The sequence below is a fragment of the Aliinostoc maniaoense genome, from assembly GCF_058172895.1.
This window is the reverse complement of record NZ_CP187952.1, coordinates 2772871-2789459: the sequence shown is the minus strand read 5'-3', so window position 1 is coordinate 2789459 and position 16589 is coordinate 2772871. Positions and strand designations below refer to the sequence as shown.

Below are 16589 nucleotides of genomic sequence, written 5' to 3'. Positions count from 1 at the left end.
ATCACTGTCTCTGCGAATATTGTAGAAAATTCGGTGACTCAACCTGAATGAGTTAATACATTGTTACGGTAATGGGGCATTGGGCATTGGGCATGGGGCATTGGGCATTGGAGTAAAATCTACCTTGTCTACCTTGTCTACCTTGTCTACCTTGTCTACCTTGTCTACCTTGTCTACCTTGTCTACCTTGTCTACCTTGTCTCCCCCTTCTCCCTGCCCCCTTCTCCCTGCCCCCTACACCCTACTCACCATTCCCTTTTAATGCAGCAATAATCTGAGCGTTGGCTTGGGGAAAAGTAAATTGTTCTAACTCATCTAAACTTACCCAACGAACTTCATCACACTCTAGGGGTTGGGGAATGCCTGAAAGCAAGCGACAGTGATGTACTGTCAACGTGACACGTAAATGAGTATAAGTGTGATCAATTGTAATGAGATGTTCTCCTACTGCCACTAATATTCCCAGTTCTTCGTAAATTTCTCTTTTAATACACTGTTCAACTGTTTCGCCGGACTCGACTTTTCCACCAGGAAATTCCCACAAACCACCCATAGCCCCCTCTGGACGACGACGATCAATTAAAATTTGCTGGTGTTCATTCCAAATTACAGCTACACCAATAATTTTATGTGGTGGTAAAGTAGTGGTTTTGTCCATTTAAAACCTCACGGCACTTGGGAAACTCAGGTTTGCTAACCCTGACTATACACAACAAAACTCAGCAGATTTCTGGAATATCTGCCGAGTTTGGACTTATTATACGGTTTCTAAGTAGAAAGACTTGAAAAAAAAACAACCTATGTAAAGTAATGTAAAAAAAATTGTATTTAGTTCGTAGTAAGGACTTTAGTCCTTACTACGAACCTTTAATTATTTACACCGTTCTACTTATCTTGCTTAAAACTTTAATGGGGTCAATGATGGTTAATAAATATCTGCAAAAATAATCAGCGTTAGCTTGCGTGGTTAATGTAGCAAATGCAGCTAACACATGACTACTAATTAGGTAGTTTTCCTTGGTAATTTCACAAGCTATTTACTCAAGGATGTATGATTCATCTGGGAAAAGGTGAAATGCTATTCAGCTTCGTGATTATTGCTCTCAGTTCCTTGCAATACCTTTTCAAAGCTCATTCTTTGTTCGGCATTTCGCAGGAAGTAACCACTAATCATGGCAGATGCTAATAACCGTCCTAGGCTTTCTCGATTGGTAGTAATAGTAATGTCAAAGTGTTCAGAAGGCAGATTCCCCAACAGTCCGACTATATTACGCTCCATGACTTGAAACACGTCAGGGGAGGCTGGTTTAGATAGCTGGTTAACTGTCTCTGGGTTTAATGACTTCACATACTGCCAGAGTAAATTATTTGTTTCTGATTCGCTTTCAAAAAATTCTGATACTCGGTTAGATGGATTACTCACTTTGTACCTCCTGTACTACCACGGTTGAACGTGGTGTTAGTAAATTGAGTAGGCTGAGGTCTTTTATTTACTTGACTTAACAGTCTATTTAGTGTTCCTGTCAATTAATGTAACAAGTTAATTTGCGATCGGGAGTAGGTGTAACCGTACAGCAAACATGGGATTTTCTCGCCTCAATGGTCAATCCTCATTAGTCAATAATGATTAGAAGTGATGGGTTTTGACATCAGAATATATAACAGGGTTGATCCGGTGGGGTTGCACCACGCTTAACCCAACCTATACTAATGACTAAGTAGAACGAGCTAAATAATTAAAGGTTTGTAGTGAGAACTTTAGTTCTCAAATCAGGACTAAAGTCCTTACTACGAACTCAATCTTAGTATTTTTACATTACCTAACAGAGTTCATTTTTTTCAACTCGTTCTACTTATTGACTAATGACTATTGACTAACTTGCCAAATACTCATTCATATTGGCTTTAGACTTACGTAGTTTTGTTAAAGCTTCTCTTTCAATTTGCCGGACTCGTTCCCGACTGATGTTGAGAATTTCGCCGATTCTTGCCAGCGTTAAAGCCTGTCCATCCATTAGACCAAACCGGAGTTTGATTACCTCTTTTTGTTGAGGGGTAAGTTGCTCCATGAGACGATCTAAGTCGTGAGATAGAGAGGATTGCATGACAAAATCTTCAGGAGAAGCACCGGGATCTTCTAGCATTTCTCCTAGTTCAGTGTCGTAGTTATCTCCTAAGCGCAAGTCTAAAGATAGGGGCAAACGTGCTTTCTCTAAGTATTCTCGTACCTGCTTAGGGGTTAATTCTAATTCACTGGCTAGTTCAGATGCTGTGGGAGCGCGTCCTAGTCTTTGAGATAGTTGGCGTTGGGCTTTTTTAATTTTGTTAAGCTTTTCGGTAATATGAATCGGTAGGCGGATAGTACGGGCTTTTTCGGCGATCGCGCGGGTAATAGCTTGGCGAATCCACCAATAGGCGTAGGTAGAAAATCTATAACCTTTGGTGGGGTCAAACTTTTCTACACCCCGTTGCATCCCAATACTGCCTTCTTGGATTAAGTCCAATAAATCGACATTGCGTTTAATGTACTTTTTCGCAACGGATACCACAAGCCGCAAGTTGGCTTCTACCATCTTGCGTTTGGCAAATTCGCCTTCAGCGATCGCTGTGTTTAATTCTGCTATATCTAAATCTGCCGCTTTTGCCCACTCTTCTAAGCTCGGCTCATAACCTAACTTATTGAACAGCTCCTCTCGCACTTCCTGCAATATGGATGAACGCTGTACCTGTTTACCATAAAAAATTTCTTCCTCGTGGGTTAAGAGTGGTACACGGCCAATCTCACGCAGGTAAGTCCGCACGAGGTCTGTGGCTGTCTGAGCGGTCTTCATGGCGCTACTCTTTGGTAATTTTGGACTTGTTGGTAGGGTCATTAACTGATAGATGCTCTTTGCCGGTACTACCCAGTTAAACTGGGGTGTTTGTTATGTTTTCTAATTTGTACAACCGATGAGCGGCGGCTGTTATCTCAGTCTCAATGGGTCTTTAACTGCTAGAAGTTACAGTTATTCCCTAACTGGTACAAGTATCTAGGGTTAGATAAAAGGTAGGGGAATGAACATTTTTGTATCTAAATATTTGTTAACAATTGTAACATTTATGAGAGCCTTTGGTGTACTGAGTAATCATCAATTTTTGCAGGCAGGAAGATTTAGGTAAATCAATCCTCAGTGTACTAATAGAATAGTACACCAAATCGAAATATACATCCCATCGGTAATCAATAAATGGAGGTGATATTTTCTGTTTTAGGTTCTGCACACCAGTTATGCTCCTCTGGCGACCAAATGCACTGAATTACTTTGACTTGTACTGATTCGTGAAGTTTCCGCAGAGAATGATCACTTCCTCATATTTGTTAAAATATCTCAATGAAAACCATAATTATTTTTCTATAATAATTACTTAATTTTCGTTGTAAATACTGCTTTGTGCAGATTCAATGGGGAATGGGGAATGGGGAATGGGGCATCGGGCATGGGGAATGGGGAATGGGGAATGGGGTTAAAAATCCCCCTTGTCTACCTTGTCTACCTTGTCTCCCCCTGCCCCCCTGCTCCCTGCCCCCTGCCCCCTGCCTCCCCTGCCCCTACACCCTCATCTAGAGACTTGAGCAATAGTCTTGAATGACTTTTACGTCTAAAGTCGTATTTTGCATGGAACGAATCGCTGCTACGGTAGCTTTAGCCCCGGCGATGGTGGTGATGATGGGGATTTTGTAGGCTAAACCTGTGCGGCGAATTAATCTAGCATCAGTTTGGGCTTCTTCCCCAGATGGAGTGTTAATAATCAGTTGAATTTTCTGATTTTTGATCGCATCAATGACGTGGGGACGGCCTTCATGGAGTTTCAGCACTAACTCCACATCTAAACCATGCTCCTTTAAGACTTGCCGTGTACCAAAGGTAGCCATGACCTGGAAGCCTAAATCCATAAATTCTTTCACTACAGGAACGGCTGCGGCTTTATCCCGATCGCTCATGGATACAAATACTGTTCCTGTGAGTGGTAAACGCTCTCCAGCACCTAATTCTGCTTTGGCAAAGGCGCGACCAAAATCGCTATCGATGCCCATTACCTCGCCAGTTGAGCGCATCTCTGGGCCTAATATTGTATCAGTTCCTGGGAATTTATTAAAGGGTAAGACGGCTTCTTTAACGGCGATGTGATTGGGGATGACTTCTTGGGTGAAGTTGAGTTCTTCTAGGGTTTTCCCTGACATAATCAAGGATGCCAACTTGGCCAAGGGTACACCTGTAGCTTTGGAGACAAAGGGAACTGTGCGAGAAGCGCGGGGGTTGGCTTCTAGAATGTACACTTGAGGCGAATAACTCGCCGCACCGACGACGGCAAACTGAATATTCATCAAACCGACTACAGACAATGACTGTGCTAGTTGTACAGTCCAAGTGCGGATTTGATGCAGGACAGCTGGAGGTAGGGAAATTGAAGGCAGAGAACAAGCTGAATCACCTGAGTGAATCCCCGCTTGCTCGATGTGTTCCATGATGCCACCAATTACTACTCTGCCGGCGTGGTCAGCGATCGCATCCACATCAACTTCAATGGCGTTTTCTAAGAATTTATCAATTAAAATCGGGTGTTCTGGTTCTACCTGTACCGCAAAGGTCATGTAACGTTCCAATTCCGCATCTGAGTAGACGATTTCCATCGCCCTTCCCCCCAATACGTAACTAGGACGTACTACCACAGGGTAGCCAATGCGTTTGGCAACAATGAGCGCGTCTTCATAACTGCGGGCAATCCCGTTGGGTGGTTGAGCAATATTTAATTGTTTTAAAATTTGCTCAAATCGTTCGCGGTCTTCGGCGGTGTCGATAGAATCAGGTGATGTTCCCCAAATCTTCGGAATTGGGGATTGGGAATCTTCTGTAGTCCCTAACCCTTGCAAATACTGCTGCAACGGTAATGCTAACTTTAACGGCGTTTGTCCCCCGAACTGCACGATGATTCCGACTGGGTTTTCCGCTTCGATGATGTTGAGGACATCTTCTTTGGTTAACGGCTCAAAATAAAGGCGATCGCTGGTATCGTAATCAGTAGAAACTGTCTCTGGGTTAGAATTAACCATGATTGTCTCAAAGCCTGCACCCTTCAAGGCATAGGCAGCATGACAGCAACAATAGTCAAACTCAATTCCTTGGCCGATGCGGTTGGGGCCGCCTCCCAAAATCATGACTTTGGGTTTGCTGGCGGGGATGACTTCGGTTTCTGTTTCGTAGGTGGAGTAATAATAAGGTGTAAAAGCCTCAAACTCTGCTGCACAGGTATCAACAGTTTTGTAAACGGGTAAAACTCCTAATTGTTGGCGGTAAGCGCGGACTTCATCTTCGGTGGTTTTGGTAGCAAAGGCAATTTGGCGATCGCTAAATCCATCCCGTTTAACTGCATACATTTGCTCCTGTGTCAACTGTTGCAAAGGTGTGCGTTTGAGGAATTTCTCCACCTCCAACAATTGCTGCATTTTATCTAAGAACCAAGGATCAATACCTGTGAGTTCGTAAATTTCCTCATTGGTTAGTCCTAATTGTAAAGCGTGACGGACTGCAAAAATGCGATCGGGGTTGGGTGTGCGTAATAAAGCGCGAATTTGTTCGCCACTGGGTAATTTTTCGGCTTTGTCACAACCCCAGCCAGCACGGCCAGTTTCTAGAGAACGCAAAGCTTTTTGGAAGGATTCATTAAAAGTTCTGCCAATGGCCATTGCTTCCCCGACGGATTTCATTTGGGTAGTCAGAACGGGTTCTGAACCGGGGAATTTCTCAAAGGCGAAGCGGGGAACTTTGGTAACAACGTAGTCAATCGTCGGTTCAAAGGAAGCTGGGGTTTTTTTGGTGATGTCGTTTTTAATTTCATCCAAGGTGTAACCGACAGCCAACTTGGCCGCCATCTTAGCAATTGGGAAACCTGTAGCTTTAGAAGATAAGGCAGAACTACGAGAAACACGGGGGTTCATTTCAATCACTACGACATCCCCATCTACTGGGTTAACAGCAAATTGAATATTAGAACCGCCAGTTTCTACCCCTATCTCGCGGATGATTTTAATTGCCATATCCCGCAGCCGTTGGTATTCCTTATCGGTGAGGGTTTGGGCGGGGGCGACGGTGATAGAATCGCCTGTGTGAATCCCCATCGGGTCGAGGTTTTCAATGGAACAGATAATTACTACGTTATCTGCTAAGTCCCGCATGACTTCTAGTTCATATTCTTTCCAGCCGAGGAGGGATTGATCGATCAAGATTTGGGAAACGGGACTGGCATCAATCCCGACTTGTGCCATTTCCTCAAATTCTTCTTGGTTGTAGGCGATACCGCCACCCGTACCACCCATTGTAAAGGCTGGGCGAATAATTAAGGGATATGTACCGATTTTTTTGGCGATCGCTTTTGCTTCTTCTAAGGATGAAGCTGTACCACTAGGACAGACTTTCACCCCAATTTTTGCCATTGCGTCGTTAAATAGCTTCCGGTCTTCGGCTTTTTCAATGGCTTCTAACTTCGCACCAATTAACTCGACATTATATTGATCTAACACACCATTTTTCGCTAGGGTGACAGCTATGTTCAGGGCTGTTTGTCCCCCCATCGTTGGTAGTAAAGCATCTGGGCGTTCTTTAGCGATGACTTTAGCGACAATTTCTGGTGTTAAAGGTTCAATATAAGTGCGATCGGCCGTTTCTGGGTCAGTCATGATTGTCGCTGGGTTGGAGTTCACCAGCACCACTTCATAACCTTCTTCTCGCAATGCTTTACAGGCTTGAGTGCCAGAATAGTCAAATTCACAGGCTTGGCCAATCACAATTGGGCCAGATCCTAATAACAGTATCTTCTGAAGGTCTTGACGGCGGGGCATAGTCGTTGGGTTGGAGTACGAGAATACAAAGTCCTGATTATTTTAAGGGTCTTTTCCTCTCATAGTGATGTTTATTATTAAGTTTTCTCAGAATTGGGCATGGGGCATGGGGCATGGGGCATGGGGCATGGGGCATGGGGCATGGGGCATTGGGCATTGGGCATTGGGCATTGGGCATGGGTTTTATACTTGCTGCACATTTATCTTTGTCAATAGGGCAAATTTTTGTTAATTAATGTTTGTTTTTCGTCACTTTTTCAGGTTAATTGTAGTAACACTAATCATTCTTAATTTATGTATCGCAATAATTGCCAATCTTTATCAATAATTTCAATCACCACTACTATTTTTTGAGATTAAAAATATTATTAGTTTCTATCTATATTAATTTTTTACTTGATTGTAGCGAAATTTAGTAACTTCACGTTGGTAGAATTTCAAGTCTAAATATTTTCAAGTAGATAATTGCTAATCTTTTTCAAAAACTGAAATTATTTAACTAGGTGTAAATAAAAAAGGTAGAAAGTATAAATGCTTTCTACCTTTTGTGATATTCTTGCCAAGCCAGTCTTATAAACTGGTTATCTCTAAAATTCTCTGAACATTAATTTTGGGCAGGTTGAACAAAACCCAAGGTTAAGCTATCCTTAGCTAAGAAATGAGCTATATGATAAGCTCTTTCCTCAGTTTTTAACAGAATCTTTTCGTACATATAGCGTGTACCGCGATCTCCCAAACTCTCTGCTTGAGCAGCTTGGCGACGGATAACGCTGATAATAGCTTGTTCTGCTGCTAGGTCGTTTTCTAGCATCTGGCGAGAAGAATAAACACCATCAGATTCTTGCTCAAAACAGGTTAATTCCGCCAATTTACTGAAAGTAGCAGCCGGCACACCACCTAATCCATTTAAGCGTTCACCAATCTCATGGATGTGGTCTTGAACTTCGTTGTAGCTGTCATTGAAAAATTCATGCAGTGAGTAAAATTCTGCACCTTCTACTACAAAATGGTGCTTTTGATACTGCACATACAATGCTTGAAAACTCGCTAAAAGAACGTTTAATCCTTCGGTTACTGGAGCAGTTACACTGCGATCTAGTAATACTGGATTATCGTAGACTTGACCAAAGTTTTGTAGCAAGGTTTGTGTATCAGCCATTGTTCTCCTCTCTGTTTAACAGTTACATTTCGTAAATGTTGAGTTTCTACATATTAACATCATCAAAATGTAATTCGCCTCTATCGATAGCATATATTTTGAAATTTTTTGTGCTGTAAATTCCTCAATAATTTTTTAGCAATAATGAGTATACATACGTTAATTAATATTAGATTAACTTCTAATTAAAACTATTTAGTGATTCAGTCATCTACTCAGGTGTATATATGAAAGGGAACGGGGAACAGGCAACAGAGAAATTAAGCCGCCCACAAGGGGCTTGATCAACTCAAAACCCCAATTTGCTAAAAACCGGGGTTCTTGTAGCCAAAAATTGCCTGCAAAAGAGTATTTTGGCCTATCTAACCTGATTGTTTTCACTTTTCATCTAGATGGATGCAAATCTGGATGAATTGCCGATTAATGTGACTATGTGAGTGTCGATATTGGGTTGAGTAGAGAATTATTACAAAATTCCTGATTTTTTTTGATCAGATAATTGAGAAAAGTTTGCACTTAAGTTATTCTAAGGAAAGAAGCTACATCTCTAAAAATTCTAAATATGGGGAGTAGTTGTCCTATGTTTGTTGCAATTTAGTTGCACGTTGAGGGCTATTCGCTTGAAATCATTCCTTTCACAAACCAAGCAAACTTACGTTTTAGAAGTGAATTGGCTAGACCGTTGGCAGGTTTATCAACGGTTGCAGGAGTTAGATATCCCCTGTTGGTGTGAAGCTAATGAACCGTTGAAAGTTGAAATTACTAGTCCTGTGGCTGCCATTCAGCTTTGGAGTGTGATGCAGCAGTTCACGGCTTCTCGCCAGGCTTTAATTTCGCTTTTGAAATTAAATTGGCAAAGCAACTAATAAGTGTTGTGAGCGACTCTACTAAATCAGTCAGGTTAAAAGTTAGTTAAAAATAGGTGAAAGAATATGGGTGTATGTCACAGCAAAGAAGTGTCTGAATTTTGTCTTGAGGGCAGATTTATTGAATTTGTTATTAAAGATGGTTATAAGCTCAAAGGCTTGTTACTAGGAACTTATGACGGTGAATATTATGTAAAACTGGCTAAAAATTTAAGGTATAGTTTTGATTGGCGGTTGCAGCCAGGGACTTGGTTACAAGTGGTTGGAGAAAAAAAGTGCGATCGCAAAAGTGGTAAAGTTGCCCTCAAAGCTGAACGTGTGATGGCAGCTACAGGGCATATTTCTACCCCAACTCAGACAAAAGCACCACTTCAAAAAGCCACAATTTTAATGTGTCAAAAGTCTGATTGCATGAAACGTGGTGGTAAAAGCCTTTGTCAAGCATTAGAAGCAGCATTGAGCGATCGCGGACTAGAAGACCAAGTTACTATTAAGGCAACTGGTTGTATGAAAAACTGCAAAGCCGGGCCGAACATAGTCATGCCTGATAAAACTCGCTACAGCAGGATTCAAGCAGATCAAATTCCCCTGTTAATGGATAAGCACTTTGCTCGTCCGAGTCGAGAACAACAACCTCCAGCAATATCTCAACCCCATTTAAATCCAGCTTTTGCTCAAGTTTCAGCAATTTGATGATAAATTTTATTAAAAGGGAATTAGTGTGTTCCCTAATGCTTGGCTAGAAAATTTGCGAGGAATTTGCAATAGTATATTTTTGGCGTTCACATATCTACATAAAGATATTTTGCAAATTCCTCTTTTGTTGTTGGTAGTCAACTCCTAGACAATCAGCATGAGGCTCATTTTAATTACAAGATATTGCTGGGGCGATCGCTTGCTTCCGATGTGCGGTATCTCTATTAATTAGCTGATGCCTAATGCTGAAATGCCAAAATCTTTTCCTTGGGAATATGTAGCCTTTTATGTCGTGATTATGACAATCACAGTTGTTGTGTTGCGTCATGACTGGAATAGGCTAGCCAAACTCTACCGCACCTATGAGCCACCGCCACCAAACTTTTCACGGATGGAACGGGGTTCTGTGGGTTGGGTGTACTACAAAAGCACCTTAAATGTTGGTGTCAGTTCCAAAGGTATTTATTTAAGTGTGTTTCCCTTGTTTAGTTTTGGATGTCCACCTTTGCTAATTCCTTGGAGTGCGATTCAGAAAATTGAGTCGGCTAATGGTTTATTTGTGGAGCGTTTTCGGTTATATGTACGTGAGCCGAAAGTCAAGATAATTATTAGAAAAGAAATTTTAGCACCAGCAAAGGAATATTTAGCAGTGCAGGGTTTTGAGTTGGTTTGATGAATAAGTTAACGCCGTGTGCAACTTTTTTTTAAACCTAACCCCCAACCCCTTCCCTACATAGCTTGCTTCTCCGAAGGAGTGGGAAGGGGAGCAAGAATCAAAGTAGAGACGTTGCATGCAACGTCTCTACAGTTGCTGTTCGCAGGTACTCTACGAGAAGAGCTTCGCTCTATGGAGAGGGGTTTCAAGAATAAGTCGCACATCGTGTAATTTATGTTATCTAGAACCCCGGCTTTTTCAGAAAGTCGGGGTTCTAGTTTTTCAAAATCATCTCAAGGAAGATTGTAATATCTGACGCATAGATATAGCTGACTCATAATTTGGAAAAACGGTGAGAAAGATATCTATATCACGAATAGCCTCATGAATAATATCAACAGAAATATTCATGGAAAGGATATATTGATAAAGGCTTTGTGCTTGTTCAATATCTCCAGAAGTTAAGTAGTAAAGAGCAAGATTAAAAGCATTACGCCAGTTTTGAGGCTGTTCTTGATATTGCTTTTGAGCAAGCTGAATGGCAATCTCAAAATCAGGTTTTGCTTCCTCCTGTTGTTGGAGGGCTTGGTAAACTAAAGCACGTTCATACAAATACCATGTATCATTGGGGTCTAGCTCTATAGCACGATTAAAATCTGCGAGTGCTTGATCGTATTTTTTAAGCAGTAAATATATTTCACCCCGTCTATAAATTGCCCAGTGATATTTGGGATCAATTTCAATAGCATGGTCAAAATCTTGCAATGCTTCGTGATAATGCCCCATTAAATCATAAGTTTGACCACGACTAGCGATCGCCCAGTCGTTTTTAGGGTTAAGTTCAATAGCACGGTCGAAATCTGGCAGTGCTTCCTGATATCGCTGCATTAAACGGTAAGTTTCACCTCGACGTGCGATCGCCCAGTCGTTTTTAGGATTAAGTTCAATAGCACGGTCGAAATCTGGCAGTGCTTCTTGATAACGCTTCATTAAACGGTAAGTTTCACCACGACTAGCAATCGCCCAGTCGTCTTTAGGATTAAGTTCAATAGCACGATCGAAATCTGGCAGTGCTTCCTCATAACGCTTCATTAAACGGTAAGTTTCACCACGTTGTGCGATCGCCCAGTCGTTTTTAGGATTAAGTTCAATAGCACGGTCGAAATCTGGCAGTGCTTCCTCATAACGCTCCATCGCTTTGTAAGTTTGACCACGACTAGCGATCGCCCAGTTGTATTGAGGATTAAGTTGAATGGCACGGTCGAAATCTGGCAGTGCTTCCTCATATCGCTCCATTAAGCGGTAAGTTTCACCTCGCTCTGTGAAAGTCCAACCAGATTTAGGATTAAGTTCAATAGCACGGTCGAAATCTTGCAGTGCTTCTTGATAACGCTTCATTGTTCTGTAAGTTTGACCCCTACTAGTGAACGTCCAGTCATCTTGGGGATTAAGTTCAATAGCACGGTCGAAATCTTGCAGTGCTTCTTGATAACGCTTCATTAAGCGATAGGTTTCACCTCGCACTTTTATCGCCCAGTCATCTTTGGAATTAAGTTCTATGGCACGGTCAAAATCTTGCAGTGCTTCCTCATATCGTTCCATTAAACGGTAAGTTTCACCACGATGTGCAATCACCCAATCATCTTTGGGATTAAGTTCTATGGCACGGTTAAAATCTGGCAGTGATTCCTCGTAACGCTTCATCAATTGGTAGATATAAGCTCGATATTCAATCGCCCATTTATATTTGGGATTAAGTTCAATAGCACGATCAAAATCTTGCAGTGCTTCCTCATAACGCTCCATAAAGCGGTAAGTTCTGCCTCGGTATGATAAACATTCAGGTTCATTCGGAGATAAATTTACAGCTGTAGTTAAATCTTCTAGAGCTTTTGAGTATTGCTCAGACTGAGTATAAATATCACCACGTCGATATAAAGCTACTGCGCGCCACTTGACTTCCAGAAAAGTATTACTCAGCAATGCTGTAAACATTTCAGCAGCAATTTCATACTAGACCTCTTGCACGAATAATTGAACAATCCTAATAAATAACTTCAAGAGTTATTTTCCTGCGTTCTTCTTTGCGTCTTTGCGCCTTTGCGTGAGCTTTTAAACAATCTTGTTAGCAACACCAAAGTATTTATGCAAGAAGTCTACTCTTTTTCCTCAAAGGCTTTTAAGCCATTGGCTAACTGTTCACCCCAATGCTGAATCTCAGTTATATCCGTATCTTTACCTGCCTGTATCATTCTTTCTGCCCAGCGTTGAGCAAAAGAACGTTGATTTTTCAGTGCAGCTAGGAACTCATTTAAAGCTGCACGTAAACTTCTCTGGGGTGACTGACATAAACCGTGATACAAAACATTGAGAGTGTAACTTTGCCAAACAGGGTCACGCTGTTTTTTATCGTCTTCTAGGTGTAAATCATTTCGCAAGGTGTCGTAGTAGTCTGCCAACTTGCCATGCAAATCAGCCCAACTTTGGGGAGATGAAAGACGCTTGTAGCGTAGCAGTTGAGTTTTGACAACATCATGATAAGCCCAGCCATCAGTGCGTTCGTCAATAAATGGCATTTCTTTCAGCCAGCTAAATAAAGCATCCGCTTCTTCTTCTCCTCGTAACTTAGCCAAAACATCCCGATTTAAACACAGAGGAAGCGCAGCATCTAGGGCTAATTGTCGCCGTTTGGGGTCATCAATCCATTTTAAGAAGCGTTCTACTGCTGTACCGCTAGGATCACCGACTTGGCTGGGATCGCTGGGAGTTTCCGCCGCCAAGGTGGCGACTAACAAGGGTAAATTTCCAGAAAGACGTGAAATTACATCAATAACCCGACTGTTAGTAATGCCTTTGCGTGAGAGATATTGTTGGGCTTCTGTTTCTGTAAATGGTTCTAAAGGGAAACGAACTATTAACCCCTCATAAATTGCCCAATGGTTTTTATCTAATTCTTGCCGACCGGCAATAATGATCAATATATTGAGAGGTAATTCACCGTGGCGACCATCGAGAATTTCCCTTAGCCAGTTATCTAGAAATTCGGCACTGCGTTCAAAGGTATCGAAGAACAAACCAAGACCAAACTTTTGGGCAATTTTAGAAATATCCTCTAAAAATAACGGAGTCAGTACCTCCACAGGTTCTTGAACTAAGAGAACTTCATCTTTATTGGTTAATTTTTTTGCCACATAAGCCGCCCATTCTCCGGCTTGACTAGCAAAAGCATCTTCATTGATTAAACCAACTACAGCACCAGCCCCCGGAACTTGTCGAGCCATCCCCATTCCGGCTTTTGCTACAGTTTTACCCACAAAAGCTGAAAAGCCTTGCGGTGCTTCGGGATCGGTTTCTAATTCCTGACGCTTCTGACGATAAACTTTGTAGCGTTCCGTAAACTGTCCCAGCTTATAACCTTGCTGTTCCAATTGTTCCGCGAAACGTCCCATAACTTCCGGTACACTTTTTTCACCTTCATCAGTGTAAGCGGTAATGATTTTTGCTCCTGCCGCAATTTGGCGAAACTGACGGAGCAGTGTACTTTTACCCACTCCCCCTTGACCCCAAATATTAAATAAAAAATGCCGTCGGGGGTCTTCTAAAGGTAATTCTAGATTTTGGCGAAATGTGTTGATTTGTTCTTCACGACCAACAAAGCCTGATTGCTGCCGTTGTTTGAGAATATCCTGTAAAGTCTTGGGCTTATTTTGCGGGTTCATTACCAGATGCAGTTGTAAGCTCTAATACATATAAGATAACTACTAACTACGCCTTACTAGTTTCGGATTTAAAAAGATTTATACCACTTCTCGTTTGTATGCAATACACTCTAACCTCTCACCAAAGCTTTCTGCTACAAGGAGAGAAGCTTTGAGTTTTACTCCCCTTCCCTTGTAGGGAAGGGGCTGGGGGTTAGGTCTGTATTAGATTCAACTGCAAACTGCTATAATTCCCAGTGCTTACCAAAATGAAACACTTATAAACTCGACTGTTGAGAAAATTCCAGTTTGCTTTTGTTCCTCAGCTACGTAATTACTGATATTATCTCCAGCGATCGCACTTTAACTTACAACTATCTAGTTTTGAACATAAAATTTCTCACTTGAAACGAAAACGTTCTCACTTAAAACACCAAAATTAAAGCTCTGAACTCGGAGTTTTTCAGTTGAAACAGAAACACCCAAGCTCAGAGGCTCAAATTTTTAAGTTTTTAGTCAAAATTTCCGGTTAATTTCTCTACTTACGAGGCTTGCGGTTGGACTTTTTTCGATTTCCGGGCAAATCTCCGTCCTAAATCATCAATCATCGACTCTAAACCAGCACCTTTCCCACTAGCTTTAGCATAGTTATACACCATCAACCCAGCCGCATAGGCTTCGCTACCCACAGCGACAGATGTATCATCAATCAATTCTTGCAGTTGGCTCAAAGACAGCAAAATCGGGTATAAATCTTCAAATAATTCAATATCTCGCCGCATTTCATCGACATCAAAAGAACGAGGTAAGAAATCTGGATTTTGCGCGGCTATTTCCAACGCCTTACTCACAAATGCTCGACTCTTATCACCCAACTTAGGTAATGATTTACGCTCCTCAGTTGTCAAATCAATCAAAAACGGTAGTTTTTCCTTAATGGTGTTAATTGCATCCATTACAGCTTTTTTATCTGTCGGGGAAAGCTTTGCACTGACTTTACTGTCTGCCATTTTTCATACATCTCACAATGGGGCTTGCTTTCAGTATTACCCAGTTCAGCAAGGTATTCATGGTGATTTATAAGTAATTAATATGTTTTTTTTATACAAGTTTCGCTAATTTTTCAGACTCCCGTGCTGTTTGGAATCTTTGGAGTATCTCCATGACTACTGTTTCCCCATCCAAACCTTCCCCTCTTTCAATTTCCGCGATCGCTACATCAACTTTTTGCCGAGTATCTTCTAACCAAAAAGCATACTCCGAATTTAATTTTTCTAGCAGATGAAATGCTATATTAATCACCTCATCTGCACTTGTGAAAGTCTAGGAGACAAAGTTTCTTGAGAAGATTTTACTATCGAAGAAATCTTGACAATTCAATACTAAACTCTATATTTCAGGAGTGATGCAGGTTTCACAATGGTTGGTGCGTGACGCTCAACGAAAGATTAAGCTTTTTAAGCCTCTCTCCTTGCAGGGGAGAGGTTTGGAGAGGGGTTTTTTAAATTCGTCGAACTCACCCTACATCTACTACATCTACTGAAACACCCTACATCTCAAAAATATGTTAGTGGCGTAAGTCCTAGGTTTAAGGAATCACTGCGATACACTCGATTTCAACTAACACATCCTTGGGTAAACGGGAGACTTCGACACAAGCACGGGCTGGGGCTGTAGCTTCATCAAAATACTGGGCGTAAACTGCATTCACAGCCGCAAAATCATTCATATCAGCTAAGAATACAGAAGTCTTAACCACATCAGCAAAACTTGCACCACCAGCAGTTAAGATTGCTTGCAGATTAGCCATAACTTGCTGGGTTTGCTCTTTCACATCTCCCGCACCGACAATTTCCCCAGTAGCAGGATTGAGGGCAATTTGTCCGGCTACAAATAACATTTGACCAGAAACTGCGATCGCTTGATTATAAGGCCCTACTGGTGCAGGTGCTTGCTCAGTACGAATAACTTGTTTACTCATATTTCCTCGGTGGTTAATCGGGGACGTATCCCATAATGTCGATAACGCCAATAATCCCGCAAAATGCGATCGTGGTCAAAGCATAAATTATTCGGCACACACCAAGGCTCAAAAATCCCCACATTCTTAGCATCATCCCCAGCTTGGGGTTCTCCTGTAGCGGTTGCTAAAAACACAATGCTAATCGTATGCTGACGGGGATCACGCTTGGGGTCAGAATACACTAAAAACTGTGCAATTAATTCTATCTGTAATCCTATTTCTTCCTCAGCTTCCCGTCGCGCCGCCACCTCCACAGGTTCACCATAATCCACAAAACCCCCAGGAATTGCCCAACCCAAAGGCTCATTATGTCGCTCAATTAAAATAATCGGTCGATGAGGTCGATCTATTAATTCAATAATGATATCTACTGTCGGTGCAGGATTTTTGTAATTCATAGTCTATATAATTCGTAATTCGTAATTCGTAATTCGTAATTCGTAATTCGTAATTCCGCTACGCGGAAGCAAGCTACGTAATTAGGATGGGGTGAAAATTTTTTCTCGGCTTCCCAATGCCCCATGCCCGATGCCCAATTCCCAATTCCCACCAAAAGATAGCTTTGCAAGCTGACCTGACCATGATAGATTCGATGGGATCGCTTCCTCCTATATT

General features: G+C 41.7%; 16 protein-coding genes. 3 read left to right on the top strand and 13 right to left on the bottom strand.

Features of this window, described 5'->3' with window-relative positions; genetic code table 11:
- Window positions 1-241: 241 nt before the first annotated feature.
- From mutT to dpsA, 6 genes are all read right to left on the bottom strand, one after another.
- Complete coding sequence (gene mutT, locus ACPZ3T_RS12305; protein ID WP_490276631.1) at window positions 242-658, bottom strand: 8-oxo-dGTP diphosphatase MutT; 417 nt, start codon at window positions 656-658, stop codon at window positions 242-244.
- A 420-nt stretch (window positions 659-1078) separates the two neighbouring features.
- Entirely contained in the window at window positions 1079-1423 is a 345-nt protein-coding gene (locus ACPZ3T_RS12300; RefSeq protein ID WP_490276629.1) for a DUF760 domain-containing protein, read from the bottom strand.
- Window positions 1424-1874: 451 nt separating this feature from the next.
- Window positions 1875-2831: an RNA polymerase sigma factor, RpoD/SigA family gene (locus tag ACPZ3T_RS12295; RefSeq protein ID WP_490276627.1), complete on the bottom strand. Its 957-nt coding sequence runs from the start codon at window positions 2829-2831 to the stop codon at window positions 1875-1877.
- A 770-nt stretch (window positions 2832-3601) separates the two neighbouring features.
- Window positions 3602-6877 carry a carbamoyl-phosphate synthase large subunit gene (gene carB, locus ACPZ3T_RS12290; protein WP_490276625.1) on the bottom strand — a complete coding sequence of 1092 codons (3276 nt, stop codon included), beginning with the start codon at window positions 6875-6877 and terminating at the stop codon, window positions 3602-3604.
- Between the two features lie 37 nt (window positions 6878-6914).
- The gene (locus tag ACPZ3T_RS12285) at window positions 6915-7055 is read right to left on the bottom strand and encodes a hypothetical protein (protein WP_490276623.1); all 141 of its coding nucleotides are present in this window, start codon (window positions 7053-7055) and stop codon (window positions 6915-6917) included.
- Window positions 7056-7481: 426 nt separating this feature from the next.
- Window positions 7482-8036, bottom strand: a complete 555-nt coding sequence (dpsA, locus tag ACPZ3T_RS12280) for a DNA starvation/stress protection protein DpsA (RefSeq protein WP_490276621.1) — start codon at window positions 8034-8036, stop codon at window positions 7482-7484.
- A 620-nt stretch (window positions 8037-8656) separates the two neighbouring features.
- Between dpsA and ACPZ3T_RS12275 the strand changes: the two genes are divergently transcribed.
- The 3 genes from ACPZ3T_RS12275 to ACPZ3T_RS12265 all read left to right on the top strand — a co-directional run bounded on the left by ACPZ3T_RS12275 (window position 8657) and on the right by ACPZ3T_RS12265 (window position 10271).
- A complete protein-coding gene (locus tag ACPZ3T_RS12275; RefSeq protein WP_490276619.1) occupies window positions 8657-8902 on the top strand; it encodes an Asr1405/Asl0597 family protein in 246 nt (81 codons plus the stop codon).
- A 66-nt stretch (window positions 8903-8968) separates the two neighbouring features.
- A complete protein-coding gene (locus tag ACPZ3T_RS12270; RefSeq protein ID WP_490276617.1) occupies window positions 8969-9595 on the top strand; it encodes a (2Fe-2S) ferredoxin domain-containing protein in 627 nt (208 codons plus the stop codon).
- Between the two features lie 238 nt (window positions 9596-9833).
- Window positions 9834-10271, top strand: a complete 438-nt coding sequence (locus tag ACPZ3T_RS12265; protein ID WP_490276615.1) for a hypothetical protein — start codon at window positions 9834-9836, stop codon at window positions 10269-10271.
- A gap of 270 nt (window positions 10272-10541) precedes the next feature.
- Here ACPZ3T_RS12265 and ACPZ3T_RS12260 read toward each other — a convergent pair whose 3' ends face one another.
- The 7 genes from ACPZ3T_RS12260 to ACPZ3T_RS12230 all read right to left on the bottom strand — a co-directional run bounded on the left by ACPZ3T_RS12260 (window position 10542) and on the right by ACPZ3T_RS12230 (window position 16542).
- On the bottom strand, window positions 10542-12248 hold the full coding sequence (locus ACPZ3T_RS12260; protein ID WP_490276613.1) for a tetratricopeptide repeat protein: 1707 nt from the start codon (window positions 12246-12248) through the stop codon (window positions 10542-10544).
- 161 nt (window positions 12249-12409) lie between these two features.
- Window positions 12410-13972 carry an ATP-binding protein gene (locus ACPZ3T_RS12255; protein WP_490276611.1) on the bottom strand — a complete coding sequence of 521 codons (1563 nt, stop codon included), beginning with the start codon at window positions 13970-13972 and terminating at the stop codon, window positions 12410-12412.
- Window positions 13973-14493: 521 nt separating this feature from the next.
- On the bottom strand, window positions 14494-14961 hold the full coding sequence (locus ACPZ3T_RS12250) for a hypothetical protein (RefSeq protein ID WP_490276609.1): 468 nt from the start codon (window positions 14959-14961) through the stop codon (window positions 14494-14496).
- Window positions 14962-15052: 91 nt separating this feature from the next.
- Window positions 15053-15253 carry a hypothetical protein gene (locus tag ACPZ3T_RS12245; protein WP_490276607.1) on the bottom strand — a complete coding sequence of 67 codons (201 nt, stop codon included), beginning with the start codon at window positions 15251-15253 and terminating at the stop codon, window positions 15053-15055.
- A gap of 286 nt (window positions 15254-15539) precedes the next feature.
- Window positions 15540-15932 carry a RidA family protein gene (locus ACPZ3T_RS12240; RefSeq protein ID WP_490276605.1) on the bottom strand — a complete coding sequence of 131 codons (393 nt, stop codon included), beginning with the start codon at window positions 15930-15932 and terminating at the stop codon, window positions 15540-15542.
- Window positions 15929-16372 (bottom strand): NUDIX domain-containing protein, encoded by a 444-nt coding sequence (locus tag ACPZ3T_RS12235; RefSeq protein ID WP_490276603.1) that lies wholly within the window; start codon window positions 16370-16372, stop codon window positions 15929-15931. Before ACPZ3T_RS12235 ends, ACPZ3T_RS12240 begins: the two co-directional genes overlap by 4 nt.
- Window positions 16369-16542 carry a hypothetical protein gene (locus ACPZ3T_RS12230; protein ID WP_490276601.1) on the bottom strand — a complete coding sequence of 58 codons (174 nt, stop codon included), beginning with the start codon at window positions 16540-16542 and terminating at the stop codon, window positions 16369-16371. Before ACPZ3T_RS12230 ends, ACPZ3T_RS12235 begins: the two co-directional genes overlap by 4 nt.
- Window positions 16543-16589 lie beyond the last annotated feature (47 nt).